We start from the raw sequence: 26,336 nt of genomic DNA, 5'->3' as shown, positions 1-26,336 counted from the left end.
GTGTCGGCGCCGGGCGGCAGAATCGGCGCATGGAACTGCAGTTGAGCATGGTCGTGCTCGAAGTGGCCGATCTGGAGGCATCCCTTCGCTTCTACCGGCGCCTGGGGCTCGACATCCCCGAGGGCGCAGCCGGCGGGCGACCCGTGGTCGCGCATCGGATGGGCAGCGGCGTCACCCTGCTGATCACGACGTCCTTCGCGTCGGTCTACGACCCGACGTGGTCGCGCCCGGTCGGCGGCGGGTACTCGCAGATGCTGGAGTTCTACGTGGGAGAGGATGCCGTCGTCGACAGCCGCTGGGCCGAGCTGGTCGACGCCGGCTACGTCGGGCGCATGCCTCCGACGCAGACCTTCGGCCCGTACGCGGCGATCGTCGAGGATCCCGACGGGAACGTCATCCTGCTGACCTCGGACGAGGCGGCATCGCCCGACGCGTGAGGGGTACTTGCGTGATGAAAGCACCCGGCGCTACGCTCGCGCTCGGGGAGAACTTTCATCACGCAAGCAGGATGCCAAGGAGCAGGTCATGTCGGAGAACTACACCACCACCATCACCGTCGCCGCGACGCCGCAGCAGGCGTTCGACGCGATCAACGACGTCGCGGGCTGGTGGGGGCGCATCACCGGCACCACCACCGCGGTCGGCGACGAGTTCGTCTACGTCGTGCCGGGCCTGCACTACTCCGGGTTCCGCATCGCGGCGCTCGAGCCGGGGCGCCTCGTCGAATGGTTCGTGACGGGCAGCTACCTGGACTTCGTCGACGACCACCAGGAGTGGAACGGCACGACCGTGCGGTTCGAGATCGCCGGCAGGGACGAGGGCACCGCCGTCGTCTTCACGCACGAGGGCCTCGCGACCGACGTACCCTGCTACGACACGTGCGCCAACGCGTGGAACCTGTTCGTCAACCACAGCCTCAAGGCGTTCATCGAGACGGGCACCGGCATGCCGTACGAGTTCCGCGGCGACGAGCAGCTGCTGCCGCACGAGCACGAGGCGCTGCACGAGGGCATCGCCGACGCGCTCGCGAACGGCTGAGCGGATCATCCTCGCGATGTAGCGGGATGCCACTCCCGGCCGACGCGCGGGGACCCTGGTGGTCCATACCGTCGGAGGCATGGAACTCTCATCGACCGATCTGGGCCTCGCCGCCCGGGTGCAGCAGCTCACCAAGACCTATGGCGCCGGCGAGAGCACGGTCCACGCGCTCGACGGGGTGAGCGTCGGCATCCGCCGAGGCGAGTTCACCGCGATCATGGGCCCGTCGGGCTCGGGCAAGTCGACGCTCATGCACATCATGGCGGGGCTCGACGCGCCCAGCTCGGGCCGCGCGTGGATCGGCGACACCGACATCACGGGTCTCTCGGACCTCGAGCTCACGATCCTGCGGCGGCGCCGCGTCGGCTTCGTCTTCCAGGCGTTCAACCTGGTGCCCACTCTCGATGCGCTCGGCAACATCATGCTGCCCTTCGACCTCGACGGACGTCGGCCGACGGCCCTGGAGCGCGCCCGCATCGACGGACTCGTCGAGCGTCTGGGGCTCACGGCCCGACTCGGCCACCGGCCGCACCAGCTGTCGGGCGGGCAGCAGCAGCGGGTGGCGATCGCCCGCGCGCTGGCAACGGCGCCCGACCTGGTGTTCGCCGACGAGCCGACGGGCAACCTCGACTCGCGCTCGGGGCGCGAGGTGCTCGCTCTCCTGGCCACCGCGACGCGGGAGCACGGACAGTCGATCGCCATGGTCACCCACGATCCCGTGGCAGCCTCGCACGCCGACCGCGTGCTGTTCCTCGGCGACGGCCGCATCGTGGCCGACAAGGCCCGCCAGAGCGCCGAGGAGATCTCGGCGTACATGCTGGCGTCCGAGCTCGGCACCGCGGCGCCCACCACGGCCCTCCCGGTCGCGCAGGTGGCGTCATGACCGCGCTCGTCGAGACCCCTGCCGAGATGATGCCGGGGACGACGGCATCCACCGCGATCCGCCGCACTCCGCCGCTGCCGTGGCTGCGCGAGCGCGGCATGGGCGGAAGCATCCTGGTCGCGGCGATCTCGAGCGCGTTCGGCGCGATCCTGCTGAGCGCGACCGGATTCATCGGCGCGATGCTGCGGGCGAACCCGTACATCGGCGACAGCGAGACCCTCGCCGCGGTGCTCGTCATCATGAGCTTCCTGCTGATCGGGGTCGCGGTGTACGTCGCGTCGATCGTGACGGCCAACACGTTCGCCACGGTCATCGCCGGACGCACGCGCCGCATCGCGCTGCTGCGCCTCATCGGGGCGTCGGCGCGGTCGCAGCGCGAGGAGGTCGGCCGGCAGGGTCTCGTCGTGGGCGTGATCGGCGCGGGCATCGGTCTCGCCAGCGGCACGCTGGCGTCGTGGGCGGCCGTCGTGCTGGCGACCCGGCTGCTCGGGCTCGACGGCGTGGACTACGCCGTCCTGCAGCCGGTGCTCGTCATCCCCGCGGTCGTGGTCGCGCTCACGACCTGGGCCGCGGCGTGGGCGGGTTCGCGACGTGTGCTGACGGTGACGCCGCTGCAGGCGCTCGGCGGTTCGGTCGAGGCCTCCCACGACGCGGTCGCGCGGCGCGGCGGACGCAACGGCGTCGCGATCACGCTCTTCGCGATCGGCGCCGCGCTGCTGGCCGGCGGCATCGTGCTCGGGCTGCTGTCGCCGCTCGGCGTGGTCGTGGCGTTCTTCGGCGGGGTGTTCTCGTTCACCGGACTCGCCCTCGGTGCGACCCTCGTGATGCCGCCCGTGCTGCGCCTCGTGGGGCACCTGTTCGGGCAGTCGGCGACCGCTCGCCTGGCGGCGGAGAACGCGCTGCGCTACCCGGAGCGCTCGAGCCGGATGGCGATCGGCGTGGTCATGGGCGTCACGCTCGTGACGATGTTCGCCGTCGCGCTGGAGACCGTGAAGGCCGTCATGATCGCGTCCGGCGACGGCGAGGCTCCCGCCGAGATGACGACGCTCGTCGACACGTTCGCCGCCATCATGATGGGCCTCGTCGCGGTGTCGGCCGTGATCGCGGCCGTGGGCCTGGTCAATCTGCTCACTATCGGCGTCGTGCAGCGCCGCCGCGAGCTCGGTCTGCTGCGTGCCCTCGGCGTGTCGACCGGCCAGGTGCGCCGCATGGTGCTGCTGGAGGCCGCGCACATCACCATCGCCGCGACCGTCACGGGGCTCGTGCTCGGCATCGCGTACGGCTGGGCAGGGGCGCAGTCGCTGCTCGGCTCGGTGGCGGTGCCGCCGTCGTGGTCGGCGCCGACGCTCGTGGCGCCGGCCGTGCCCTGGCTGCCGGTCGTGATCATCGTGGGCGCGACCGCCGTGCTGACCCTCGTCGCCGCCGTCGTCCCGACGCGGCTCGCCACCCGAGTGGCGCCGGTCGAGGCGCTCGCCGACTGAGGCGGGCCCCAGGGATGCCGCGGTGCAGGCTTCGCGCCGCGGCATCCCCTCGTCCACGTCCGTCGACGGCGTCAGGGCTTCGGCGGCACCAGCCGGAACGGGCCGCCCACCGCGACATCGGCCTCGACCTCGAGGTAGTCCGCGGACTTGTGGGTGTCGTCGTCGCTGGAGTACAGGTCCGAGACCTCCTTCAGCGCGGTCACCAGGTTGTCCTGGGGGACGGCCGTGTCGACGGCCTTGCCGTGCACGCCCTGGCGCGTCGACATGAGCGCCGTGAGCCGGGGGAGTCCCTCGGGACGGTCCTTCCACAGGCTCCACAGCGTGCGGGGGGTCGCGTTGCGACTGCCGTGATGGCCGACCTTGTAGAGGTCGATCGTCGCTAGCTTGGCGCGCAGCTCCGGCTCCTTCGCGAAGCGCTTGAGCGTGTGCTGCCAGTTCTCGATCTGCGCGTCGCCCGGGAACAGCAGCGACAGCTCGCCGAACTCGAACAGCAGCAGCAGGCTCGTGTTGTTCAGGGCGTCGTCGAGGTTGCGCACCAGGCGCAGCAGCGAGTGCGTGCGCTGGGCCTTGAGGTTGTCGATCAGCCACCGTACCGGCCCCGGACCGACCGGCACGCTGTCGGACGGCTCTTCGCCGTCCTCGTCGGCCTCGCCCGCCTCCGACGCCGCGACCGAGGTCGACAGCGCGAGCGACGCGTCCAGCGCGGTCAGCCAGTACTCGTCGTCATCGGCGGCCTGCCGCGTGACGTCGGGCTCCTGCTCGGGCGTCGGCGGGCCGAGCACCGTCGTCACGAGCCCGGGCACGAGGTCGGCGAGACCGGCGTCGGCCCCGGTGTACAGGTACCGCCCGCGCTGTCCGGCGGACAGCTCGTCGAGCAGCGCGACGGCGTCGGCGTTCTTCAGCTGCTCCTCGGCGGCCGCGGCGACCAGCTTGTCGTGCGCGGCGAGACCCGCCAGCGCCCCGGCATGCTCCTGGGCGGCGCCGAGCAGCCGTGCGTAGCGGACGGATGCCGGTCCCACGGGGCCGCCCGCCCCGGCGGCCTCCGCGGGCGGCGGGGCGGCCAGGGCGGGCGCGCCCGGCGCGCCCGCCGGACCCGGGGCGTCCGGCGCCAGCGCGGGATCCTCGGTCCACGACCTCAGGACGACCTTCGGCGCGAGCCGGCGCAGGATCTCGGCGCCCGCGTCGACCTCGAAGCCGCGCAGGTGATCGCGGTGGCGGTGCGTGACGGCGAGCACGTCGAGCACGCCGTGGGTGTGCTGCTCGATGAGCGCCGCGACATCGGCCATGCGGCCGCGGGCGAAGCCCTTGCGCGGCGAATGGCTCGTGCCGTAGTCGATCAGGATGTGGCGTTCGGCGCGGCCGTCGGCGAGAGGCTCGTCGTACTCGGCAGAGATGAGGAGGCAGTCGCCGAACCCCACCTGGTACATGCGGACGCGGACGCGGGCTGGAGTGTTCACCATGCCTCCCCGGAACTGAGATCTGTGCTGTGGAGCGCGGCGAACGCCTGCCCGCGCGAGCGGCCCTCCGAGAACCCGAGCCCGCCCTTGGTGTCGCGGCGGCCCGTGCTGTCGAGGTACGCGAGGCGGCGGACCTGGCGCCGCCAGTCGTCGATGCGCTTGTAGACGTGCAGCTTCAGGCGGCCGAACTGGTCGAAGACCAGGGTCCCGCCGCCGAAGAACTGCACGCGGGTGTCATGGTCGATCCCTTCGGGCAGGGGCAGCTCGGACTCGCGCGCGAACTCGCCCGCCGTCATGTCGATCATCTGCACGTAGGTGGCGACGGACTCGGGCACGATGAGCCCGTCGGGTCCGATGCGCTGCGTCGGCAGCACCGATTCGACGATCGTGTAGAAGCGGGTGCTGACTCCGAGCCGCGGGGCGTTCTGCCACAGGAACCGGAACACCTCGTCGCGGTCGCTGCGCAGGCTCGCATAGTTGATGCCGAGGTAGCGGGGCGTCAGCTCCGCCTCGAGGACGTCCGCGTTCCGATCGGGACGATGGATGCCGGCGGCCTCGAACCGCTGGGCCAGCATGTCGCGATACCCGAGGTCGTCGTCGGGCACGACCTCGGCATCGGCCAGCAGGACGGCATCCAGCAGATCCCCGAACTCGAACTCCACGGGAGGCAGGTAGTCGAGGCCCCGGATGAGCATCGTGAGCAGCTGGGATGCCGCCTTGACCCCCTCCTCGGCGGCGCGGGCGCGGTCGACCGTCACGTCCTTCGCCTTCGAGCCCGGCCGCGAGAACAGCGCCTGCAGGCGGGTCCACCAGATGTCGATGAGCACGTCGAGCACGACGGCGACGAGCACCTCGCCGCGGCGGTGCGGTTCGTCGTACAGCCGCAGCTCCGCCCAGTCCTCGGGCGGCGGCTTCAGCGCCGATGCGCGCAGCGCGCCGCGGCCCTGTGTGAGCGTCCGGCCGATCTGCTCGGCGACACCGGTGAGCACGCCGTGACGCAGGCGGCCGGGCTCGACCCGGTCGCGCGAGATGCGGCCGTCCTTGTCGGCGCGGCCCAGTGCCTGTTCGACGACAGGCCGCATCGAGAACACCGACAGCAGCGCCACGATGTCGGCGAAGCCTTCGTGGAACGCGGCCTGGTCGGGCAGGCTCGGCTCGAGGAACCGGTGACGCAGCCCGTCCAGCACAGCGTGCGTGGTCTCGTGCACGACGACGTCGTGGCTGAGGCAGGTGTACACCGGGCGGCGGCCGGGGACGCTCGCCGGCACGTAGCCGAACAGCAGCGCGTGGTCGTCGTCGGAGTAGAACGCGTTGGCCTCGGCGAACGCGTGCGGCACGAGGTAGAGATGGTGCCCCTCGAACCCCCACGACAGCCGACGTCCGAGCGCCGACTCGAATGTCGCGAGCGTGCGCGCGGCGGTCGCGTACACGTGCTGGGCGTGGAACGCCTTGTCGTCGAGCAGCTCGTCGTCGTCGGCGTCGGCGAACACGTCATCGTCGGCGATCCCCGGATGCTTCAGGTACTCGCCGGTCGCGGTGTCGAAGTCGACCACGTGCAGCCGCGCCCCTCGGGGACCGTCCTCCATGCGGGACCACGGCACCTTCACCTTCGCGGTGAGGATGCGCCGGTCGTCGCCCTTCACGGCAGGGTCCTGCGCGATGAGCCGCAGGGTCACGTGCGTGCGCGGCTGACCTTCGGGCTCATAGCCGGTGATCTCGGACATCTCGGTCGTCTCTCTCACATCATCCGGGAACCGACGACGTCCAGCCGCCGAGGAAGCTCTCGCCCATCCGGTTCTCCTGCCCGCGCAGCACCGGGTGCTGCTCGTGTGCGGCGAGGTCGTGCACGCGCGTGGTGAGCGTGGAGTGCAGCGCCTGATGGGTGATCGTGAAGTTGCTGGCGTTCACCGTGTCGAGGAGCGCCTTGGTGAGGAAGCCGTGGTCGCTCGTCTCGCCGGCGTACTCGTCCCAGCGGGACGCGGCGAGCAGCGTCGCCTTGGCCGAGGGCACGAACTCCCGGTTGGCCGCCTCGGTGTAGCAGACCGTGGCGGGCGGCGCCGCCTGCACCTGATGCACGTTGTTGCTGAGGGTCGCGATGTCGGGCAGCACGATCCCCATCGGGATCACGGTCTTCATGGCGCCGGTGACGGTCGCGATGAACTCCTGCGACAGGGCGATCGTGCGCACCGATCCGGTCGGCTCGGCCGGGTCGACCATGCCGCCCGAGTGGCAGCTGTCGAGGATCACGGTGAAGTTGACCTCGCTCGGCCGCAGCTGATCGGCGGCCTGGCGCAGCTCCCAGTCGGTGATGAACTGACCCGAGTACGGGATGATCGTCTGGTAGAAGACGCCCGCCGCTCCGCCGGGGTGCAGGCCGCCGTGGCCCGCGTAGTAGAAGCACGCGACATCCCCGGGCTCGGACACCTTCAGGATGTAGTTGATCGCCTTCATGATGTTGTCGTGCGTGGCGGCCGCGTTCTTGTAGATGAATACCTGCGTGGGGTCGAACAGGAACGCGTCGATGAGCAGGTGATACATGGCGTCGGCGTCCCGGACGCAGCCGCCCAGGTTCCCGAATCCCTGCACCGAATAGTCGTTGATGCCGATGACGACGGCTCGCTTGGTCATTTCGCTCTCCTTCAGGGAGTGGGCTGGCTCTGGACGGCGACGAGGTCGTCGCTGGTTTCGACGGGCGGGAGCTTGGTCATCTTGTTGTCCTTTCCGACGACGGTGACCTGATACCGGTAGGTGCGCTGCTGGGGGTCCATCAGCGCGAGCGACAGGTCGATCGGGTCCACCGCGGTGGGCTGGATCGTGAGGCGTTCGGCGCGCGTGTAGCCGTTGGCGGCATCCGTGTAGTCGATGTCGACGAAGGCCATGCGCGTGGTGGCGGGGTCGAGCAGCGGCACCAGGGTGACGGTGAGCGCACCGGGGAACGGATCGTCCACAGGCAGCAGGGCCGCCCGGGACGGTTCGCGAGAGGTGGTCTCCTTGATGGTCCCGTCCTTGAGGTGATGCACGAGGCGGTACGTGTAGTCGCGCGCGCCGACGTCGGTGCGCACCTTCCACGACACGGGCCCCGGGGCCCCCTTGCTGAGCGGGAGCTGCTCCTCCTGCACCTTCCCGCCGCTCTCGTGGCGCAGGAACACGTCGATCGAGTCCACGACCTGCCAGTCGACGCGGTTCGCCTGCACCGCCACTTCCAGGAACCCGACGTGCTCGTGCGCGTTGAGCACGAGCGACCGATCCTCGGTGCGTGCCGGCGGCACCTCGTAGGCGAAGGTCGCGCCCTTCCAGTCCGACGCCGGATCGAAATGGAACTGGATGCCGGCCCGATAGCCCAGGTCCAGGCCCTGGTCCAGGAACACCTGCCACACGTCCGGCTCCGTGTCGGCGGCCTCGAAGGTCACTTCGTGATGCTTGAGCGTCGCGGGCTGTGCGGGGTCGCCGTAGTCGAGCGATACCTGGGCGGTGCGCAGGCCGATGGCCGCGAAGTCGGTCGGCGGATCGACCTGCACCTCGAACACCCGGAAGAACGGCGCGTCGAGGTCGACCTCGACGAAGTGCTTCGATCGGTCGAGGTCGGCCACGAGCACGCCGAAGAACCCCTGCGGCGCGTAGGTGCGCTGCGTGGCCTCGGAGCGGTCGTAGACGAGCTTCACGGTCTTGCGCTCCTCCTGGTGGACGATGCGCAGCCGGAACGAGACCACTGCCGGGGTGCCACCGCCGCCGGCGGGCGCCGCAGCCCCCTGGTCGAGGCCGGCGGGCGGCGTCGTGGCGGGCGTCGACGCCGGGGCCACGCGGGGCGCACCCACCGCCGCGGCGGGCGCCACGGTGTCGGAGGTCGCGGGCGATCCGCTCCCCGTCGCCGGTGACGCGTCGGCGGGCGTCCCGGGCGGGGGCGGCGTCGGCGTGTGCCCCGCCGAGGCGGCGCCACGGCCCGTGCCGGCGGCCGGCGACGCCTCGGTGCGCGGCGCCGCCTCGGGCGCCGCCGGCGGCCGGGGCGGGGCGGGTGTGGTCGGCGGGCGCATCGCCGTGCCGCGCTGCAGCACCGCGCTCAGCGGCTCGGGCTCCGGACGGCCGCCCGAGATCACGCCGGGGGCGAGCGTCGGCTCGAACCACTGGCGCAGCAGGTTCTCCTTGAAGAAGTCGAGCGCCCAGCGCTCCTTCTCCTTCTCGTCGTCCTCACCGGTGAAGTCGACCACCTTGATCTTGATGGCGCCGTCCTGCACGAGCTTCTCGAAGGCCGCGTCGATGCCGGCCTTCACGAAGTACACCTGCGCCTCGATCCCGCCGCTCAGCTGGTCGTAGACACGGCTGAGATCAGCCGTGATCTCGACGTTGAGCGCGGGCCGCATACCCGTGAACTTGAGGTCGTAGATCACTCCGACGGGCGTCGTGCCCTGCTCGAACGCCTGGCGCAGGATGATCGCGCCCTCCTGCGAGAGCGTGAGGCTGAAGGCCGCGGTGTTGTCGCCCTGCAGCGACGGGGTGCCCGCGCCGAGGATCTGCTCGACGGCGTTGAACGACCCGGGCCCCGCCGGCTGTGCGGCGACGCCGCCCTCGCCCTGCAGGTTGAGGGCGACGCACTGCACCGTGCCCTCGTCGAAGGGCACGACCGTCAGGCGCGGCGTGCCCTTCGACACGGATCGGAGCTTCGAGACGATGCGGCGCTCGAGCTGCTTGTCGAGGTGCAGGTCGACCTGGAAGGTGAGGAAGCCTCCGCCCTTGACACCCGCGGCCACCGCGGCCGGCCGGTACTGGATGAACGTGAACGCCTTCTGGCCGTCCTCGCGCTCGGCGAGGCGTACCGGCCCGGGCAGATACCAGAACTGGTCCGGATCCGCGTGGTCGGGGAAGACGGTGATGCCCTCGACGGTGATCGAGCGGCTGCCGAGCAGAAGCATGGCTCCTCCTGGTGTCTCATCCCAGGACGGGGATGACGAGCGTTGCCTCGCTCGACTCCCCGGACCGGGTCTTGGTCAGGTTGTTGGTGAACTCGGTGACCACCTCGTACGAGAACCGGCCCGGCGTATCGCCGACGTAGTCGAACTCGAAGGTGGCGGCATCCTCGGCGGATGCCAGGGTGCGCTCGTCGTCGATCCGCGTAACGGCGTCCTCGTAGCGGAGGCGCACGACCATACGGCGGATCTTGCGGGCGGCGAAGTCGGCGCCGTCGGTGCGGACGGTGACGACACGGTGCCCCGTGACGTCCGCCCGCACGAGCACACGCCGCTCCTGCGTCGAGCTGGGCGGGCCGACCAGCACCTCGCCGCTCTTCTTGACGACGGTGATGCGGTAGTCGACCACCCGGCGGGTGGGGTCGGCGAGCGACACCTGGAACGCCTTGGATGCCTGGTCGGTCTCGGTGAACTGCAGCGCCGCCTCGCTGCGCAGCCCGTTCTCGTCGTCCGCGTAGACGACGTCGACGAAGATCTGCGAGACCAGCGTCCAGTCGACCGCCGGCACGACGTCCAGCACCCGTCCGGACGGGAACGGGTCGCGGACGAGGATCCGCTCGCTGTCGGTCGGCAGCCATGCGCCCACGACGTCGCGCTGATCCGCGGCACGGTACGTGACGCGGTGGCGCCCGGTGTCGAGGCCCTGGCCGATCACGAACATCTGCCACGTGGCATCCACCGTGTCCTTGTCGAGGACGACGAGGTCGGACTGCGCGATGCCGTTGGCGGGGTCGTCGTAGGCCAGCTCGACCTCGACGTTCGGGTAGCGGTCCCACGGGAAGTTCAGGGACACCACGGGGATCGGCACGATCGTGTACAGCTCGCGCGGGTCGATCTCGACGCGGTCGCCCTTCTCGGGCGACGGCTGGGAGGTGAGCGTGCGCGGGCGCTCGAGCGCGTCGATGTCGGCGAACGTCACGGTGTAGGAGACGTCGACGTCGCGCACCATGCCGCCGTTCTCGAGCACGCTCGCCCACGACACCGTCTGGCTCGGGACGGTGCTGTCGAGCAGCGCGCCCGACTCGCGCCCCCGGTAGGCGAGGTCGACGTCGATCGAACGCACGTGGTCGCCTTTCCAGTCCGCGCGCGAGACCAGTTCCACCGAGCGGCGCTGGAACCACGGGTCATCGAGGTCAACTTCGGTGACGAAGCGGTCGAGCTTCACCCCCTCCTGCGTGAGCAGCCGGAAGAACCCCGACAGGTGACCCTGCGGGCAGATCGTCCGGCGAACCGTGGTGCGCTCGCTCATCGAGACGTCCAGCCGCTTGCGGTCGATGCGTGTGAGGTCGACGCTGCGCTTGCTGAACGCGCTGACCTCCGACATCCCGGCGCTGCCGATCGCCTGCAGCGCGCGCCCGAAGGTCTGGACCGCACCGGCGGCGCCGGTGTCGCGGTCGACCGGGTCGAGCGAGGGCTCGAAGAACGCGTCGGTGATCATGTCGCGCACGTCCTGCATCGCCTCGTCGCGCCGGGCGATCACCGGGCTGCCGTCGTCCTCCTCCACGAAGGTGTCGGCGGTGATCTCGATGAACCGCTCGTCGTCGAGCTCGTCGAGCACCTTGTCGACGCTCGACGAGTAGAACAGCGGGACGTCGAACTCCTCGTGCTCGTCGATGTGCTTCTGCACGCGATCCCAGTGCACGTGCACCTGCACGTGGTACGCGGGCCGCAGGCCGAGGTAGTCGAGCGAGTAGATGATGCCGATGGGCGACAGCTCGCCGGCCATCGCCTTCTCGACCGTCGTGACGCCCTCCTGCGTCAGCTGCACCGAGAAGGCGGCCCGCTGGCCGCCGTACAGCGCCGGCTTGGCGGCGTGGCTGAGCTTCAGCACGAACTGCAGGGCGTCGGGGTCGACCGGCGCCGGCGGCGCACCGCCCCCTCCGGGTGCCGGGGCACCGCCGCCGGGAGGCGTCGGCTGCGGGCTCTCCTTGTCGAACAGCAGCATGCGCACGGTGCCGTCCACGACCGGGAGGTCGGCGAGCCGGGGGAGCGCGTCGAGGTGCTCCAGCCGCTTGATCTCGGCCCGCACGTCGTCGCGCAGCTCGTCGGGCAGGGCGAGGTCGACGTCGAAGTTGAGGAACCCGCCGGTGCCCGCCTGCCCGCGGAACTTGATCAGCGAGAACTGCGGGATGTCGACCTCCCGGCCGCCCACCGTCTCGGTGACGGTGGCCAGCCGGGGCGCCCCGGGCATCGCGTACCACTGCAGCGGATCCGCGTGGTCGCGGTAGACCGCGACCCCCTGGATCATGTGGAACGGCGGTTCGAGCGAGAGCATGGCCGGACCTCAGCTCGCCTTCCCCGGCAGCACGAGCGTCTCGTCGCCCACGCCGTCCTTCGTGACCGAGGCGCTCGTGCCGTCGGGCAGGAAGTACGTCGCGGTGTACGAGTACGTCTTCTTGCCCTTGTCCTTGTAGGGCATCTTCCACACCAGGCTCGTCTCCCCGGTCGGCTTGAAGATGAGGTCCTCGGTGTCGTCGGCGCCCGCTTCGGCGTGATGCAGCGACACTTTCACCAGGCGGGCCGCCGTCCAGTCGACGAGGTCGGACATGACGGTGATCGGCTGCTCCAGGAGCACGTCCCCGAGCATCACCGTGCTGCCCTCGATCGGCGTCGACGGGATGGACTGCACGGTCCCGTCCTTGAAGCGGATGTTCGCGGAGTACGTCAGCAGGCCGCCGTCCGCGAGGATCGCGGGGAACTGCCAGTCCTCGAACGTCGATTGACCCGTCAGCGTGATCGACGCGGTCTGCGTGAAGTCGTTGACGCTGTCGACGTACGACAGGTCGACGAAGATCGCGTCGATCCGCGTGGCGAAGTCGCCGAAGCCGCGCACCTGCACGGTCCGGGTGGAGCCGAACGGGTCGTTGATCCGCAGCTCGGTCGAGGCCGTCGTGCGCTCGCCGCCCTCGAACTCGCGACCATCGGCCATGAAGTACTTGACCTTGTAGTGCACGGGCTTGCGGCGGGCCTGGAAGATCACCTTCGTCCAGCGGGCCTCCTCGTGGTCCTTGTCGAGCGTCAGGGACGTCTCCAGGCGGGGCACGCCGTCGTCCTCGTACCAGAGCGTGATCTGCGCCGACGTGACCTGGTCGAAGCGGAGGTCGCCGGGCTTGATGGCGACGTCGAGGATGCCGATGTCGCCCACGTTGATGATGAGCGACGGGTCGTTCGAGATCTTCGGATCCGAGACGAACGCCTGCGCCTCGCCCTTGTAGTTCACCTGGTAGGTGTACGTGTAGCGGCGATCGTTGCCCCCGACGAACGACGTGAACGTGCCCATCTGGTCCGGCCCGAGGAGGGCGAACTCGGCGACCTGCTTCTGGCCGGTCTTGTCGTACTCGATCTTCACCTCGACGCTGTGCAGCGGGAGACTGTCGAACGGGGCGTTCACGCGGGCGTTGACCGTCATGATGCGGAAGAACGGGTCGTCGAGGTCGACCACCGACGAGAAGTCCGCCCACTTGAAGGTCTTGCCGTCAGGCCCCGTCATACCGGTGATGTTCGGCAGGGTGCCGCGAGGCTGCGGGTTCCACTCCATGACCTGCTGCTCGGTGTACGTGCGGTCGAAGTTCACGAGCCGTGTCGTCATGATGTTGACGTCGATGTTCTCGAAGTCCTGCTCGGTGTAGAGCTTGCGGATCTCTTCGGGGTTCTGGATGGGCACGTCGCCGAGCACCATGCGCGTGGTCGCGTCGGCGAGGGTGGACCACGCCCAGTCCCGGACCCCCTGGATCACCTTCTGATCGGTGACCGTGCCAGGATCGATCTCGACGTCACCCGCGTCGCTCTGGATGACGAGGTCGGTGATCGATTCGGTGTAGTCGTCCTCCGAGCAGAAGTTCTCCTCCACGTCGATGTGCTGGTGGAAGCTGGAGAACTTGGACGCGCTGAACCACACGTGGGCCGACATCGGCGGGAGCTTGACTGGCGTCCAGATGTCGTAGACGACCTGCACGACTCCGCCCTTGCCCTGCAGCGACTCCTCCAGGATCGTGGCGCCTTCGGGCGAGAGCTCGACGGTGATGGGCAGGATCATCGGCCCGAACAGCGAGGGGCTCGCCGGGTTGTGCACCTTCTCGACGAGCGCGCCGCCCGAGTCCAGGATCTGCACGGCCGCGGTGCCCCGCAGGTAGCTGAGCTGTCCGAACGCCACCGCAGGGGCGGCCCCCACGCGGCGCGCCGCCTTCCAGCGCGCGTCGAGGCGGTCCTGCATCGGGCCGCGGAGGTCGTCCTCCTGCTGCTTCGTGACGCCGAACTCGACATCGCAGACGAGGAAACCGCCGCCCTTCTTGCCGTCCTTGCGGTCGACGGGAAACCGGTACTTCATGAACTTGAAGACCGGGTTGCTGTCGGCGTCGATGCGGAAGCGCGGTGTCGACGGCAGCAGATACGCCTTCGCGATGTCGGTGTCGTCCCAGTAGACGGTCACACCGGCCACGGTTTCGGGAGCATCCCACTTGAGCATGGCTTCATTCCTGTTCGTTGTCGTGACGTGACCAGTCGGCCACGTCGGCGGTTGCGGTGACACTGCGGTCGGGGGCGATGGCCACGCCGTGCGCAGCCGATCGCGATCGGGCGTCGGGGTCGAGCGGGAGGTCGGCGGCCTCGGCGCGATAGACCACCGACACGAGCCCGGGTACGCCGGAGACGGCGCGGGCGACGACGGCGGCGGTGGCCGTGTCGACCGTGGCCGACAGGACGGCGGTGTAGGGCGGATACGCGGATGCCGCGGCGGCGGCGATCACCGTCGTCCCGAGGTCGTCGTGCCGTACGAGCTCGACGCGCGGCGCCGTGGTGATCGCCGAGGCGACGGCGACGGCGGCTCCGACCGGACCGACGGCGCTCCGGATCTCGGCCTCGGGGATCGGCCAGCACCAGCCGGCCTGCACCACGGCCGTCGCGCCGAGCGACGTGACCTGCACGGCCGGCGCATCGGGGTGCTGCGGCGCGGGGCGCCCGGGCACGGCGAGCGCCCACCCCGGCTCGACGACGACGTAGGCGCCGTCGGGGAACGACCGGGTCCAGCGCGAGGTCGAGGCGGTCATCTCGGGGCTCCTGCCGGTGCGACGACGAGGTCCTCGTCGTGCGGGCGGACGTCGGACCACGGGCCGGGCGCGGCGCCGGTCGGCGCCACCCGGAACCGATAGCCGTCGCGGAACGGGTCGTCGGCGAACCACCGCCAGGTCCGGACGGGCGCCGCGGGGGTGAGGGCGACGGTCTCGCCGTCGCCGGTGTCGTCCGACTCCCCGCGCAGCGCGACGGCCACGAGTGCGTCGGCACCGGGCGAGCTGACCGCGATCCGGTGCGGCCCCCAGCCGGGCAGCAGATGCCGGCCGATCCACAGCGGTGCGGAGGCGAAGGGACCGAGCACGAGCACGCGGCCGTCGGTGCGGGAGGTCAGCTCGACGGTCACGGCGGCGTCGTCGCCGGCGGGCATCGCCACGTCGGCGTGGGGCTCGTCGATGTCGAAGGAGTGCGGCCCGGCCCCGGGGCCCGGCGACGTGACGCGCACCCGCACGGCGGCCAGGTCGAGCAGCGCGGGCTCGACGTCGATGCTCCACGCGCGCACCGGGAAGTCGGTGGGTCGCAGGCTCAGCCGCTCGCCGTTGAACGGCACGCGGCGTCCGCGCAGCTCTCGCGCACCGTCGGCGTCGGCGACGACCGCCCAGGTCTCGTGGACGAGGTCGGGCTCCTCGCCCGGCGCCAGCCGCAGCGTCGTGCGTCCCGTGCCCGTGCCGGTGAGCTCGACGGTCGTCGTGATCGCCTGCGGCCGCGCGGGCGGCCGTGGCGGCGCGGTGATGTCGACACCGCAGGCGACCACGCCCGACTGCCGCGTCGGCAGGTTCGCGAGCACGTCGATCGTGCGCCAGCCGGCCGGAACGGGGTCGAGTTCGACGCCCGCCGGAACGTAGGAGTCGATGTCCGCGGCGATCGCGGAGTAGGTCTCGAACAGCGGGAACGCGGGAGCCAGCTCGCGAGCGGTGACGACGGGCTCCGCGAGGTCCCACTGCCACGTGCCGGGCGCCTCGGGGGCGGGCGGGCGGTGACCCGGCCAGCGGGCACGGATGCGGTCGGCGAGCAGGTCGGCCAGCCGAGCCTCATCCGGCACGTCGCCCGTGACCTCCACCACCCGCCGGTCGCCCGACATGCCCTGGGTACGCAGCCAGGCCACGACGTCCGCACGACTCACGGACTCGCCCGGCGCGCCGAGCGCCAGGAGTGCTGCGCTCAGGGCGGCGGGGTCGACGGTCGCCCGCGCGTTCGCGCGTGCCGCCACGCCGGTGATCTCCAGGACTGCGGCGGCCGTCGTCTCGGGGAAGGCGGCCTCGATCGCGCCGCGCAGCACCGCGTACTCCTCCACGGTGAGGCGGTCCGACCACGTGAGCGGCGCGAGGCCGTCCCAGTCGAGGTCGCGCACCCGGAAGAAGCCGGCGAGCCGGATCGTGCCCGCCGCGAGCGAGGTGGGTGCCACGCGGGCCGCAGGGTCGTCGACGCGTGCGACGCGCAGAACGTCGTCGAGGGGATGCTCCGCCCGCAGCGTCATCGTCAGCACGGCGTACGGTTCGGGCCAGTCGCCGCGGCCGCGGAACCGTCCCACCTCGAAGGCGTAGTGGCCCTCCGCCGAGCGGGCGATGCCGATGGTGCGCGGCGGGACGAGCACGAGGCCCGGCTCGCCGAAGCCGCGATAGCCCGCCGGGGCGCCGTCGAGCAGCACCGGGGCGTCGAAGTCGGGGAGTCCGCGCAGGCTCATGCCACGTCCCCCGTCACGATCCACAGCACACCGGCGGTGCGGGTCTTCCAGTCGCCCTCGGTCACGCGATCCGCGCGCACCGCGGTCACGCGGTAGCGGTAGGAGCCGGCATCCTCCTTCTCGACGACCACGTCGCCGAACGGGACGGGCACGGTCGCGACGGTCTCGAGGGTGTCGGGGCGGAGCGTCACGGTCGACGTGAGACCGCCGGCGGCGGGCCCGATCTCGACGGTCACCTCGATCACGCCCTGCGCGGCGTCGAACATCACCGCGGGGGTGCGCACCGTCACCTGGCGCTGCAGGAACGATGTCGTCTCGTCGCACACCGCGTCCCAGATCGCCGCGCGGTCGGGGAGCACCGTCACGTCGACGTCGACGACGGGGGTCTCGCCGGATGCCGCCACCCGAAGCCCGGCCTGCGCGGCCGGTGCCAGCGGCGGGGCGTCGGCGGGCGGCATCCCCTCCACGGCCACCGGACCGGTCGACGTGCGCGCGGTCGCGGCGTCGATGCGCAGCGGGCTCTCGCAGGCGTTCAGCACAGACACGTCGAAGCCCGTCCCGTCCGGCCGCGATGTGACGGCGACATCCACGGCGTCGCCGGCGAGATCATCGAACCGTGCCTCGAAGGGCACCTTCTCGGCAGGGCGGTCGGGGTGGTCCAGGCGCACCTCCACCTCGCCCGTGAGGACGGCAGCGCCGCCGCCCTGGAGCGCGTCGAACAGGCGCTGGAACCGGCCGAGCGGCACCTCGATCCCGGTGCGCAGCACGGTGCGCAGATCGATGACGGCGCTGGGGATGTCTTGGGCGTCCTCGCCGGGGAGGGCCAGGCGCAGCGACAGGCGCGAGCTGTCGGCGATGAGCGGCTGCAGGTCGACGTGCGTCGCGCCGCCGTCGATGCGCCGGCTCAGCCGCGCCGCCGCGTCCGCCAGTCGCTCGGGGTCGGTCCACGCAGCGGCCGCCAGCACGACCGTCGCCGTGGCCTGCTCGATCGTGCCGTCCGTCGAGTCGAACTGCACCGACATGAACGGCGACCGCGGCCGCTGCGGCAGCCGCGCGAGCTTGAAGCCGTCGGGCAGGAAGTAGGCGATCTCGGGGCGGCCCGAGCTGCGGTAGTACGAGTGGAACGTGCCCTCGAACTCGAACTGGTCGAGCACGAGGGCGCCGGGTGCGCCTGACGGCGCCACTCCCGCGAAGACGTAGTCGTGCAGGGTCGGCGAGAACACGAACGGCTGCGGCGCCGGGACGACTTCGAGCGACCGCGTCGTCCGCCGGTACAGCGTCACGGTCGTCGGCGGACGCACGGGGTCCACGACGACCGGGCCGATGACGACCGGGTCGATGACCACCGGGTCGATGTCCACGCGTCCGGGAAGCCCGACGGCGCGGCCCGCGTCGATGCCTCCCCGCACGCGCCCGGGGATGCGGCGACGGACCGGGGTGAGTTCTCCGATGTCACCCACCGGCCCGAGGCCCAGGGCACCGAACCGCGCGAACGAGGGCAGCTGCGTGATCCTGTCCACCGCGAACCGCTGGTTCAGCACGGCGACGTCGGGCTGCGCGATCACCTGGGGCTGCAGCACGTCGGGCTGCAGCACCTCCGGCTGCAGGATCACGGGGTCGGCTCGCAGCACGACCGTCGGATCGGGGTCGTGCAGCGGGTCCTGCTGGACGATGGGCTCGAACCGGAAGATGCGGGGGTCGATGTGCACCGTCGGGTCGATGAACACCTCGACCGGCGGTGTCGCGATGACGTCGATCCGGTCCGGGCGGGGCCGCTCGGCGGTGACCACCACGGGCACGGCCACGTCGATGAGGCGACGCACCAGCAGGCGCGCGCGGTTCTCGGGCCGGGTGAGCGCCCAGTACAGGTCGCTCGTCTCGGTCGCCGTCGGGACGGTGAGGGCGAGGCGCACGAGTCCGTCGACGCGCTGCACCTCGGTGAACGGGAGTTCGCGCCGCACGCCCGCGAGCTCCGCAGGCTCGAACACCAGCACCGCGCTGACGACGTGGTCGAGCGGCGCCGTGCCGGCCGCGGTGTCGCCGAGCGACGCGGGCACGAACGGCTCGAGGAAGACCTCTAGCGTCGCCCCGGCCGCGGCCTGGGCGAACCGCACGCGGAACTGGTCGCCCGTGCCCGCACGCACCGTCGCGATCCGATAGGTCGGCAGGTGGAACCGCCGCGCCGGGTCGTCCGCCGCCTCGAACAGCATCGTGTCGTCCGGCGGATCGGCGGGGGAGATGGGCACGGTCATCGCGCTGCGCTCCTCGCCGGCCTGCGGCTTGAGCTGCGACAGCAGCTCGCCGAGGTCCGGGCGGATCAGCTTGGTCATCGCGATGTCGCGCGTGAACGGAGGCATGTCACTTCTCCCACGTGATCCGGTACGGCTGGGCGCTCGCCGCGGTGGCGTCGATCCGGTGCTGCACGGAGGGATGCATCCGGTCGGTGCGGGCGGGATGCCGCCGGCGCCAGCCGAGCCCGGCGATCGCCCAGTACCACTTGTGCCGGTGGATGCGGCCCTCGGCCCGCTCGGCGGGGACCGCTGCGCCGCCGCTCACGTCGAGGAGCTCCTCGTAGACCTTCGGGTCGATGCGCAGACCGGCGGCGACCGCCTCGGCGGTCATCCACTCCAGCGAGATGTCGGACAGCCCGTTGTCGTCCTCGAACGTGCCGCCGATGTCGCTGTGCACGCCGGCGAACCACATCTCCTCGAGGTCCCGGCGCGGGTCGTCGACGACCCTCGCGCCGACCTTGTCGGTGCCGAACCGGTACTCGGTGAACGCGCGCCTGTTCTCATCCAGCGCGAGCGCCAGCCGCCCGGTCTGCACGCCGTCGACGTTGCGTGTGAACGGCCATCGCACCTGCTCGAACCGCGCCCGCAGGTTGAACCAGCCGACGGACTTCACCGTGTCCCACACGCCGAGGAAGGTCACCGGCTTGGCGAACCGCTCGAAGTCGGGATTGCCGAACCCCTGGTCGAACGATGTCCGCGTGCTCCAGAACGCGCGGTCGGCGGCATCCGGAGCGGACTTCGGCGTCGACGGCTTCTTCCCGCCTTGCGCGAGCGCCATCTTCAGCGCGTAGGGCACGAGGTTCTCGGCGCCTGGCCTGAGCAGGCCGACGCTGCGCAGCACGCCGGCGAGCGCGACGGCCGTGTAGGCGCCGCGGCTGAAGCCGAACAGCATGATGCGGTCGCCGGGGCGGTAGTGGGTCATCAGCCAGGCGTACGCGTCGGCGATGTTGTCGCGGATGCCGTATCCGACGATCAGCCCGGCCGTGCGGGTGAGCCACGCGCCGAAGGGCGTGACCGCGCCGCGCGCGCCCATCGTGCCGACGCCGGGGTCGTAGAACACGAGCTGCGCGTCGTCCTTGACGGCGAGGGCGTACAGCCGTGCGACGTTGGTGACTCCGGACTCCGGCTCGCTGCCCGTCCCGTCGAGGCAGAGCACGAGCGTGCGGCCGGACGGCTCCTGCGTGGCGGTCTCCATGCAGGGGAGAGGGAGCCTCCGACGCTGATGATACCGAGGGGTGCGCGACGATCACGACGGGTGCAGGCTGGCCTCATGCAGATCGAGATCGTTGAACACGAACCGCCCTACCGCGTCGGCGTCATCATCGGCAGCCTGTCGCGCGAGTCCATCAACCGTCGCCTCGCGCTCGCGCTGGAGAAGCTGGCGCCGCCCGAGCTCGAGTTCTTCGAGATCTCGTACGCGGACCTCCCCTTGTACAACCGCGACCTCGACGCCGACTATCCGCAGGTCGCCCTCGACTTCAAGGCCGCCGTGCGCTCGGCGGACGCGCTGCTCTTCGTCACCCCGGAGTACAACCGGTCGCTGCCAGGCGCCCTCAAGAACGCGATCGACTGGGGCAGTCGCCCCTGGGGTCAGAACGCGTGGTCCGACAAGCCGGTCGGCGTCATCGGCGCGTCCGCAGGGCAGATCGGCACCGCCGTGGGCCAGCAGTCGCTGCGCAGCACGCTGAGCTTCCTCAACGCGCGTCAGATGACCACGCCCGAGGCGTACATCCACTTCACCCCGGGCCTCATCGAGTCGACCGGCGAGGTGACCGTGCCCGCGACGGAGCAGTTCCTCCGCACGTACATGGAGAAGTTCCTCGAGTACGTCGCGCGCGTGCTCACCGTGATCCCGCAGGCGTGAGCGAGGGATGCCGCGGCTTGCGGCATCCACTCACCCGAGGTCGTCGGGTTCGGCCTCGGCGAGGTCGTGCGCCCACCCGGGGGCGAGGGCCTTGACGCGCGCCTCGCGCCACTGCCATGCGCTCCACAGCACCGGCCACAGGATCGCGGCGGTCGGGCCGGCGAACACGAGACGGTCGCGCCACAGGGTCTTGCCGGGCTCGTCCGGTGCAGGCGAGACCGCCATCTGGTGGTCCCAGACGTCCAGGCTCGACAGCGGCCCCGTGAGGGGGATGCCGCTGTCACGGAAGATGCGCACGCGCCCCGCCGGCTCGTCCACGAACCGCTCGCTCGCGTGGATCAGCTGCCGCCCCATCGGCACCTTGCCGAATGCGGCGAGCTGCACCGGCACGTCGTCGCCCGGATGCCACGAGCTCGGCAGCCCGTCAGGGACGAGCGGCTCGAGGTCGAGGAGGGGGCCGTACAGCTCGGCGACCGCCCGCGGCGAATGCAGCGCCCGCCAGGCCGCGTCGGGGTCGCAGTCGATCACGAACTTCAGCAGGATCCGCATGCTCCAGTGTTGCACCGCGCCTACGCTGGACGGATGCCCGAGACGCCGTTCGACCAGCATCGATACCAGGTCCGCCTCGACTGGGGTGCGGCGGGGCTCGCGCGGCTCGCGCCGGCCGAGGTCGTCGTGGTGGTCGACGTGCTGCGGTTCTCGACGACGGTGACGGATGCCGTCGCCCGCGGCGAATCCGTGCCGCTGGACGCGTCGGCCCACGCGGTGTCGATCAACGGAGCCGCGATCGCGGAGGCCGCCGCGGCCTCGGGCGCGACCGTGGTGCTCGGCTGCCTGCGCAACGCGCGTGCCGTCGCCGACACGGTGCTCGACGTGCAGCACCGCCGCGGCGACCGGACGGCCGTCGCAGTGATCGCGGCCGGCGAGCTCACCGGCCGGGAACCGGGCGCGCCGGTGCGGTTCGCCGTCGAGGACCAGTTCGGTGCCGGCGCGATCGTCGATGCGCTCGGTGCGCTCGGCGTCGACCACACGGCGCCCGATGCTGCGGCTGCCGCAGAGGCGTTCCGTGGCCTGCGCGGCGCGCTCCGGCACCTCCTCACCGCGAGCGGCTCGGGGCAGGAGCTCCTCGCCCGCGACGCCCGCGACGAGGTGCTGAACGCCGCCGCGGTGGATGCGGCATCCGTCGTCCCGGTCCTGCGCGACGGCGTCTTCGTCGCCTACCCCGGCCGCTGAGCTGGCTCTCGACTACCGGGGCGTGAGCGCCTCCAGGCGTGCCGCCGGGGTGATCTCGCGGCGGGTCCAGGTGAACAGGTAGCGCTCGTCGAAGGTGCGCGCGCACTTGGCGCACGACGTGGGGCGGGTGGCCTTGCGGTGGCGGTAGGCGGTGTGGCCCGCGGGGCACACGCCGATCCACGGCGCGAGCTCGGTCGCCGTCTCGCCGTGGTGGGTGGTGCCGCCGACGTAGCCCAGCTCGCGCGCGACCGCCTTCCAGCGCGGGCCGTGACCGGCGCGGGCGCCGGCGAGGGCGTGCGCGACCTCGTGCAGCAGCGTCTGGTGGTTGGTGTCGTCGTCGTAGCGGGCGGCGAGGTAGCGCGAGACGCTGATGCGCTGGTGGGTGTAGTCGCAGAGCCCGGCGCGGCGCTTGGCGTTGTCGAACCCGAACGTCCACGACGGGTCGAGGTGGGCGGCGATCAGGGCTTCGGCCCACTGCCGCACGCGGTGCAATTCCGACATGTGCGCGAGACTAGAACGTATCTCCGACACTCATGGTCGCGGCGTCCCTCAGCTGGCGACGGATGCCGCGGCGCGGCGCTGGTCCGCCGCGTCGATGGCCATCAGCACGGATTCGAGCTGGTCCTCGGTGGCACCGGACTCCTGACGGAGGAAGAGTGCCCGCTTGAAGTCCTTGCGCGCGGCCTCGTAGTCGCCGTCGTCGTAGCTCACCTTGCCGCGGTGCATGTGGGCGAAGGCGCCGATGCCGGCCCAGCCCTGCCCCTCGGCCTCCGCGGCGCATGTCGTGAGTTCCTGCCAGGCGGCGGAGTAGGCGCCGCGCGCCTGCAGCACGGTGGCGTGCAGGATGCGCGCGCGCAGGAGGTCCTTGCGGGTGCCGGCCATGCGGGCGACGCGCACCGACTGGTCAGAGACGACGAGCGCCTCGTCGGCGCGGTCGAGTACCTTCAGCAGCCACACGCGCTCGAGGAGTGCCGGGAGACTGCGCTGCTCGCCGATGTCTTCGAGCCGGTCGCGGCACTGCGTCGGGCTCACCTTCTCGCGGAGGGTGTCGGGGTCGTACCCGCTGATAAAGCTCACGTGTGACTCCCTTCGCAGCGCCCGGTGAGGCTCTGTCCAGTGTGCCCGCCGCCGTCGTCGGGGCAGGGGTGCCACGCCGGGCCGCGGCATCCGGTCACCGGTCAGCGGGTGAAGATCGACGCCGACGGCTTGGGCGAGGGCGTCGCGTCGGCGTCGGTCGCGACCTTCGCGCCACGCGCGAACTCGTCGACCTCGCGGCCCTCGGCGACCTTCGCCGGGTGAGGCCCTGCGGCCATCAGCCGAGGCAGCCACTCGGTGGGCAGGGGCTGCCGGGATGCCGCGATCACGAGGTTTCCGAACCGCCGGCCCTTGAGGGTCTGCACCTCGGCGAGCACGATGACGTGCTCGAGCACCGCCTGCACGGTCGCGACCTCGCGGCGCGCGAAGGCGAGTCCCGCGCCGTCGGCGACGTTGACGAGCAGGACGCCGTCGGGGGCGAGGTAGCGGGCGGCCTCAGTGAAGAACTCGACCGTCGTGAGATGGGCCGGGGTCTGCGCGCCGGAGTAGACGTCCGACACGACGAGATCGGCCGCACCCACGAGCCCCGCCGGCAGCCTGCCGAGGGCGTCGCGGGCGTCACCGATCCGCACGCGGATCTGCGCGCCGCGGGGGAGCGGCAGGTTCTCGCGCACCAGGTCCCACAGCGCGGGCTCCAGCTCGACGACCTGCTGCCGCGATCCGGGTCGCGTCGCCTCGACGTAGCGCGGGATGGTCAGTGCGCCCGCACCCAGGTGGATCGCGGTGAGCGGCTGTCGCGGCATCCTGAGCCGGTCGATCACGGCACCCATGCGGGCGACGTATTCGAAGTGGAGGTGGGTCGGATCGTCGAGGTCGACGTGCGACTGCGGCGTGCCGTCGACGTCGAGCTCCCAGCCGCCTCCGAAGGGCGACGAGATCACGCGGGCGAGGGTGCCGTCCGACAGCTTCACCGAGGGAGCGGGTGCCTCGTCGCGCGAACGTGCCATGCCACCACGGTAGCCCCGCCCGCGCAGCGGGCACGGCAGTAGCGTGGAGGGCATGGTGGCCATCGACCTCAACGCGGATCTCGGCGAGACCGTCGACGGCGTCCCCACCGCCGACGACGAGGCGATGTTCGCGGTGATCACCAGTGCCAACGTCGCCTGCGGCGGGCATGCCGGGGATGCCGCGTCCATGCGCGACGCGGTGGCCCGCGCCGCGCGATACGGCGTGGCCGTGGGTGCGCACCCGTCGTACCCCGACCGCGTGAACTTCGGACGCGTCCCGGTGGCGATGGACCCTGCAGACCTCGCGGCCGCCGTCGCCGCGCAGCTGGTCGCGCTGGTCGGCGCGGGCGCCGACCTCCGCTACGTCAAGCCGCACGGCGCGCTCTACCACGCGGTGACCTCGGACCGGGCGCACGCCGACGCCGTGACGTCCGCTGTCGCCGCGCTGGCGGAGCGTCTCGGCCGGCCCGTGCCGGTGCTGGGCCTGCCGGGCGAGATCGAGGGGGCCGCGGCATCCCGGGGGCTCCCGTTCGTGCGCGAGGCGTTCCTCGACCGCGGGTATCTGCCCGACGGCTCGCTCGTGCCGCGCGCGCAGCCGGGCGCACTGCTCGACGAGCCCGAGCTGGTCGCCGCCCGGGCGGTGCGGCTGGCGGTCGACGGCGTCGTCGAGGCCGTCGACGGCACCCTGGTGCGCGCGGACGCCGCCTCGCTGTGCGTGCACGGGGATTCGCCGTCGGCCGTGGCGATGGCCCGGGCCGTGCGCGCCGCGCTCGACGCGGCCGGCGTGGAGGTCCGGGCGCCGTGGTGACCGCCCGGGCGCTGCCCATGGGCGAGCGCGCATTCCTCGTCGAGGTCGACGGGCTCGACGAGGTGCTCGCGGTGCATGCCGCGCTCGCCGCATCGCGACCCGACGGGGTGACCGACCTGGTGCCGGCCGCGCGCACGGTGCTCGTGCGGGTGGATCCGCGCCTGCTGCCGGTCGCGGCGGCGCACGCCTGGGCGCTGCGCACGGCGACCGAATCGCAGCCCGGCGACGCCGCCGCGGGACCGCTCGTCGAGCTCGACATCGCGTACGACGGGGCAGACCTCGACGACACCGCGCGGCTGCTCGGCACGACGCCGGATGCGCTCGTGCGCCGGCATGCCGAGGCGCAGTGGCGCGTCGCCTTCACCGGCTTCGCGCCGGGCTTCGGGTACCTCGTGAGCGACGAATGGCCCTACGTCGTCCCGCGTCTGGAGTCCCCGCGCACGCGGGTTCCCGCCGGGTCCGTGGGACTCGCCGGCGCCTTCTCGGGCGCGTACCCCCGCGACACCCCGGGCGGCTGGCGCCTGATCGGCACGACCGGGGCGCCGCTGTTCGACCCGGCCGCAGCATCCCCCGCCCTGCTCGCTCCCGGCACGCGGGTGCGGTTCCGCCCCGTCGCCGTCGTGACGCCACGACCCGGAGGAGGAGCGGATGCCGCCGCCCCGACGTCCCGCCGTGGTCTGCGCATCGTCGAACCGGGGCTGCTGTCGACGATCCAGGATCTCGGGCGCGCGGGCGCGGCCTCGGTCGGCGTCGCGGTGTCGGGAGCCCTCGACCGCACCGCCTTGCGCACCGCGGACCGGCTGCTCGGAAACCCCGAGGGCACGGCGGCGATCGAGGTGACGATGGGCGGCTGGCGCGCCGTCGCCGAGACCGACCTGTGGGTCGCCGTCACCGGCGCGTGGGGTCGCGTGCGCCTCGACGGCCGAGAGATCGACCCCTACGAGGCGCACGCGTGGCCCGCCGGCGCCGAGTTGCACCTGGACTGGTTCACGCACGGTGCGCGGGCGTACGTCGCGGTGCGCGGCGGTGTCGACGCTCCGCCGGTGCTGGGGTCGCGCGCCACCGACCTGCTGGCGGGGCTCGGTCCCGCCGCGCTGCGCGCGGGTGACCGCGTGCCCGTCGGCCCGGCGCCGCCGACGCCGATCCCGGTGGCGCCGCCGAACGCGTGGGGCGCCCCGCACGACGACGAGCTGGAGCTCGCGCTGGCCCCCGGTCCGCGCGCCGACTGGTTCGCTCCCGGCACGGCGCTCTTCGACGCCGTCTGGACGGTCACCGGCGACGCCGACCGCGTGGGTGTGCGCCTCGACGGGCCCGAGCTCGTCCGCACGCGCACGGGCGAGCTGCCGAGCGAGGGCATGGTGCCGGGCGCGCTGCAGGTGCCGCCGAGCGGGCGCCCGACGATCCTGCTCGCGGACGGGCCGGTCACCGGCGGGTACCCCGTCGTCGCGGTCGTGGCCGATGCCTCGCTCGATCTCGTCGCCCAGGCCCGTCCGGGCACGCGCATCCGATTCCGGCACGCGTGAGGTG

22 protein-coding genes are annotated in these 26,336 nt (G+C 71.9%); 8 read left to right on the top strand and 14 right to left on the bottom strand.

Annotated elements, in window-relative coordinates; translation table 11 throughout:
* Positions 1 to 29 precede the first annotated feature (29 nt).
* From ACFWJ8_RS13700 to ACFWJ8_RS13685, 4 genes are all read left to right on the top strand, one after another.
* Complete coding sequence (locus tag ACFWJ8_RS13700) at positions 30 to 437, top strand: VOC family protein (protein ID WP_378812287.1); 408 nt, start codon at positions 30 to 32, stop codon at positions 435 to 437.
* Positions 438 to 525: 88 nt separating this feature from the next.
* Positions 526 to 1,038, top strand: coding sequence for an SRPBCC domain-containing protein (locus ACFWJ8_RS13695; RefSeq protein WP_378812284.1), 513 nt, complete (start codon positions 526 to 528; stop codon positions 1,036 to 1,038).
* A gap of 79 nt (positions 1,039 to 1,117) precedes the next feature.
* Entirely contained in the window at positions 1,118 to 1,921 is an 804-nt protein-coding gene (locus tag ACFWJ8_RS13690; protein WP_378812281.1) for an ABC transporter ATP-binding protein, read from the top strand.
* 26 nt (positions 1,922 to 1,947) lie between these two features.
* Positions 1,948 to 3,402, top strand: a complete 1,455-nt coding sequence (locus ACFWJ8_RS13685; RefSeq protein WP_378812321.1) for an FtsX-like permease family protein — start codon at positions 1,948 to 1,950, stop codon at positions 3,400 to 3,402.
* 71 nt (positions 3,403 to 3,473) lie between these two features.
* Here the strand turns inward: ACFWJ8_RS13685 and ACFWJ8_RS13680 are convergent, their stop codons facing one another.
* From ACFWJ8_RS13680 to ACFWJ8_RS13635, 10 genes are read right to left on the bottom strand one after another with little or no spacing between them, the layout of a single operon-like run.
* A complete protein-coding gene (locus tag ACFWJ8_RS13680; RefSeq protein ID WP_378812279.1) occupies positions 3,474 to 4,859 on the bottom strand; it encodes a hypothetical protein in 1,386 nt (461 codons plus the stop codon).
* The gene (locus tag ACFWJ8_RS13675) at positions 4,856 to 6,583 is read right to left on the bottom strand and encodes a hypothetical protein (protein ID WP_378812276.1); all 1,728 of its coding nucleotides are present in this window, start codon (positions 6,581 to 6,583) and stop codon (positions 4,856 to 4,858) included. Before ACFWJ8_RS13675 ends, ACFWJ8_RS13680 begins: the two co-directional genes overlap by 4 nt.
* Positions 6,584 to 6,602: 19 nt before the next feature.
* On the bottom strand, positions 6,603 to 7,487 hold the full coding sequence (locus ACFWJ8_RS13670) for a caspase domain-containing protein (protein WP_378812274.1): 885 nt from the start codon (positions 7,485 to 7,487) through the stop codon (positions 6,603 to 6,605).
* 11 nt (positions 7,488 to 7,498) lie between these two features.
* The gene (locus tag ACFWJ8_RS13665; protein WP_378812271.1) at positions 7,499 to 9,766 is read right to left on the bottom strand and encodes a hypothetical protein; all 2,268 of its coding nucleotides are present in this window, start codon (positions 9,764 to 9,766) and stop codon (positions 7,499 to 7,501) included.
* A 16-nt stretch (positions 9,767 to 9,782) separates the two neighbouring features.
* Positions 9,783 to 12,095: a hypothetical protein gene (locus ACFWJ8_RS13660; RefSeq protein WP_378812268.1), complete on the bottom strand. Its 2,313-nt coding sequence runs from the start codon at positions 12,093 to 12,095 to the stop codon at positions 9,783 to 9,785.
* Positions 12,096 to 12,104: 9 nt separating this feature from the next.
* On the bottom strand, positions 12,105 to 14,285 hold the full coding sequence (locus tag ACFWJ8_RS13655; RefSeq protein WP_378812265.1) for a hypothetical protein: 2,181 nt from the start codon (positions 14,283 to 14,285) through the stop codon (positions 12,105 to 12,107).
* A 4-nt stretch (positions 14,286 to 14,289) separates the two neighbouring features.
* Entirely contained in the window at positions 14,290 to 14,865 is a 576-nt protein-coding gene (locus tag ACFWJ8_RS13650; protein ID WP_378812263.1) for a hypothetical protein, read from the bottom strand.
* Positions 14,862 to 16,571 (bottom strand): hypothetical protein, encoded by a 1,710-nt coding sequence (locus ACFWJ8_RS13645; RefSeq protein ID WP_378812260.1) that lies wholly within the window; start codon positions 16,569 to 16,571, stop codon positions 14,862 to 14,864. The genes ACFWJ8_RS13650 and ACFWJ8_RS13645 overlap by 4 nt, the downstream gene beginning before the upstream one ends.
* Positions 16,568 to 18,928 (bottom strand): hypothetical protein, encoded by a 2,361-nt coding sequence (locus ACFWJ8_RS13640; protein ID WP_378812258.1) that lies wholly within the window; start codon positions 18,926 to 18,928, stop codon positions 16,568 to 16,570. The genes ACFWJ8_RS13645 and ACFWJ8_RS13640 overlap by 4 nt, the downstream gene beginning before the upstream one ends.
* 1 nt (position 18,929) lies before the next feature.
* Complete coding sequence (locus tag ACFWJ8_RS13635; RefSeq protein ID WP_378812255.1) at positions 18,930 to 20,057, bottom strand: DUF2235 domain-containing protein; 1,128 nt, start codon at positions 20,055 to 20,057, stop codon at positions 18,930 to 18,932.
* 75 nt (positions 20,058 to 20,132) lie between these two features.
* On the opposite strand from ACFWJ8_RS13635, the gene ACFWJ8_RS13630 reads away from it, so the two are divergent.
* Entirely contained in the window at positions 20,133 to 20,726 is a 594-nt protein-coding gene (locus ACFWJ8_RS13630; protein ID WP_378812253.1) for an NADPH-dependent FMN reductase, read from the top strand.
* A gap of 30 nt (positions 20,727 to 20,756) precedes the next feature.
* Here the strand turns inward: ACFWJ8_RS13630 and ACFWJ8_RS13625 are convergent, their stop codons facing one another.
* Positions 20,757 to 21,275 carry a hypothetical protein gene (locus tag ACFWJ8_RS13625; protein ID WP_378812250.1) on the bottom strand — a complete coding sequence of 173 codons (519 nt, stop codon included), beginning with the start codon at positions 21,273 to 21,275 and terminating at the stop codon, positions 20,757 to 20,759.
* A 33-nt stretch (positions 21,276 to 21,308) separates the two neighbouring features.
* Between ACFWJ8_RS13625 and ACFWJ8_RS13620 the strand changes: the two genes are divergently transcribed.
* Positions 21,309 to 21,959, top strand: coding sequence for a 2-phosphosulfolactate phosphatase (locus ACFWJ8_RS13620; protein ID WP_378812247.1), 651 nt, complete (start codon positions 21,309 to 21,311; stop codon positions 21,957 to 21,959).
* 12 nt (positions 21,960 to 21,971) lie between these two features.
* Here ACFWJ8_RS13620 and ACFWJ8_RS13615 read toward each other — a convergent pair whose 3' ends face one another.
* The 3 genes from ACFWJ8_RS13615 to ACFWJ8_RS13605 form a co-directional block, all read right to left on the bottom strand.
* Entirely contained in the window at positions 21,972 to 22,460 is a 489-nt protein-coding gene (locus tag ACFWJ8_RS13615) for a SprT-like domain-containing protein (protein ID WP_378812245.1), read from the bottom strand.
* A 48-nt stretch (positions 22,461 to 22,508) separates the two neighbouring features.
* Positions 22,509 to 23,036 carry a hypothetical protein gene (locus ACFWJ8_RS13610; RefSeq protein ID WP_378812243.1) on the bottom strand — a complete coding sequence of 176 codons (528 nt, stop codon included), beginning with the start codon at positions 23,034 to 23,036 and terminating at the stop codon, positions 22,509 to 22,511.
* Between the two features lie 101 nt (positions 23,037 to 23,137).
* On the bottom strand, positions 23,138 to 24,001 hold the full coding sequence (locus tag ACFWJ8_RS13605; RefSeq protein WP_378812241.1) for a spermidine synthase: 864 nt from the start codon (positions 23,999 to 24,001) through the stop codon (positions 23,138 to 23,140).
* Between the two features lie 52 nt (positions 24,002 to 24,053).
* Between ACFWJ8_RS13605 and ACFWJ8_RS13600 the strand changes: the two genes are divergently transcribed.
* On the top strand, positions 24,054 to 24,809 hold the full coding sequence (locus ACFWJ8_RS13600; RefSeq protein ID WP_378812239.1) for a 5-oxoprolinase subunit PxpA: 756 nt from the start codon (positions 24,054 to 24,056) through the stop codon (positions 24,807 to 24,809).
* Positions 24,803 to 26,332: a 5-oxoprolinase/urea amidolyase family protein gene (locus tag ACFWJ8_RS13595; RefSeq protein ID WP_378812236.1), complete on the top strand. Its 1,530-nt coding sequence runs from the start codon at positions 24,803 to 24,805 to the stop codon at positions 26,330 to 26,332. The genes ACFWJ8_RS13600 and ACFWJ8_RS13595 overlap by 7 nt, the downstream gene beginning before the upstream one ends.
* The last annotated feature ends 4 nt before the right edge of the window (positions 26,333 to 26,336 follow it).

This window comes from Microbacterium sp. NPDC058389, assembly GCF_042722305.1.
Lineage (GTDB): Bacteria > Actinomycetota > Actinomycetes > Actinomycetales > Microbacteriaceae > Microbacterium.
The sequence above is the reverse complement of the archived record's forward strand: the minus strand, read 5'-3'. Positions and strand labels throughout refer to the sequence as shown.

What these genes read in the sequence shown, in the direction of transcription:
- ACFWJ8_RS13630 (WP_378812253.1), top strand. Translation starts at nt 20,133, where the DNA reads ATGCAGATCGAGATCGTTGAACACGAACCGCCCTACCGCGTCGGCGTC.
- ACFWJ8_RS13685 (WP_378812321.1), top strand. Translation starts at nt 1,948, where the DNA reads ATGATGCCGGGGACGACGGCATCCACCGCGATCCGCCGCACTCCGCCG.
- ACFWJ8_RS13700 (WP_378812287.1), top strand. Translation starts at nt 30, where the DNA reads ATGGAACTGCAGTTGAGCATGGTCGTGCTCGAAGTGGCCGATCTGGAG.
- ACFWJ8_RS13625 (WP_378812250.1), bottom strand. Translation starts at nt 21,275, where the DNA reads ATGCGGATCCTGCTGAAGTTCGTGATCGACTGCGACCCCGACGCGGCC.
- ACFWJ8_RS13675 (WP_378812276.1), bottom strand. Translation starts at nt 6,583, where the DNA reads ATGTCCGAGATCACCGGCTATGAGCCCGAAGGTCAGCCGCGCACGCAC.
- ACFWJ8_RS13660 (WP_378812268.1), bottom strand. Translation starts at nt 12,095, where the DNA reads ATGCTCTCGCTCGAACCGCCGTTCCACATGATCCAGGGGGTCGCGGTC.
- ACFWJ8_RS13640 (WP_378812258.1), bottom strand. Translation starts at nt 18,928, where the DNA reads ATGCCTCCGTTCACGCGCGACATCGCGATGACCAAGCTGATCCGCCCG.
- ACFWJ8_RS13655 (WP_378812265.1), bottom strand. Translation starts at nt 14,285, where the DNA reads ATGCTCAAGTGGGATGCTCCCGAAACCGTGGCCGGTGTGACCGTCTAC.
- ACFWJ8_RS13635 (WP_378812255.1), bottom strand. Translation starts at nt 20,057, where the DNA reads ATGGAGACCGCCACGCAGGAGCCGTCCGGCCGCACGCTCGTGCTCTGC.
- ACFWJ8_RS13615 (WP_378812245.1), bottom strand. Translation starts at nt 22,460, where the DNA reads ATGTCGGAATTGCACCGCGTGCGGCAGTGGGCCGAAGCCCTGATCGCC.
- ACFWJ8_RS13650 (WP_378812263.1), bottom strand. Translation starts at nt 14,865, where the DNA reads ATGACCGCCTCGACCTCGCGCTGGACCCGGTCGTTCCCCGACGGCGCC.
- ACFWJ8_RS13695 (WP_378812284.1), top strand. Translation starts at nt 526, where the DNA reads ATGTCGGAGAACTACACCACCACCATCACCGTCGCCGCGACGCCGCAG.
- ACFWJ8_RS13620 (WP_378812247.1), top strand. Translation starts at nt 21,309, where the DNA reads ATGCCCGAGACGCCGTTCGACCAGCATCGATACCAGGTCCGCCTCGAC.
- ACFWJ8_RS13670 (WP_378812274.1), bottom strand. Translation starts at nt 7,487, where the DNA reads ATGACCAAGCGAGCCGTCGTCATCGGCATCAACGACTATTCGGTGCAG.
- ACFWJ8_RS13605 (WP_378812241.1), bottom strand. Translation starts at nt 24,001, where the DNA reads ATGGCACGTTCGCGCGACGAGGCACCCGCTCCCTCGGTGAAGCTGTCG.
- ACFWJ8_RS13645 (WP_378812260.1), bottom strand. Translation starts at nt 16,571, where the DNA reads ATGAGCCTGCGCGGACTCCCCGACTTCGACGCCCCGGTGCTGCTCGAC.
- ACFWJ8_RS13600 (WP_378812239.1), top strand. Translation starts at nt 24,054, where the DNA reads ATGGTGGCCATCGACCTCAACGCGGATCTCGGCGAGACCGTCGACGGC.
- ACFWJ8_RS13690 (WP_378812281.1), top strand. Translation starts at nt 1,118, where the DNA reads ATGGAACTCTCATCGACCGATCTGGGCCTCGCCGCCCGGGTGCAGCAG.
- ACFWJ8_RS13665 (WP_378812271.1), bottom strand. Translation starts at nt 9,766, where the DNA reads ATGCTTCTGCTCGGCAGCCGCTCGATCACCGTCGAGGGCATCACCGTC.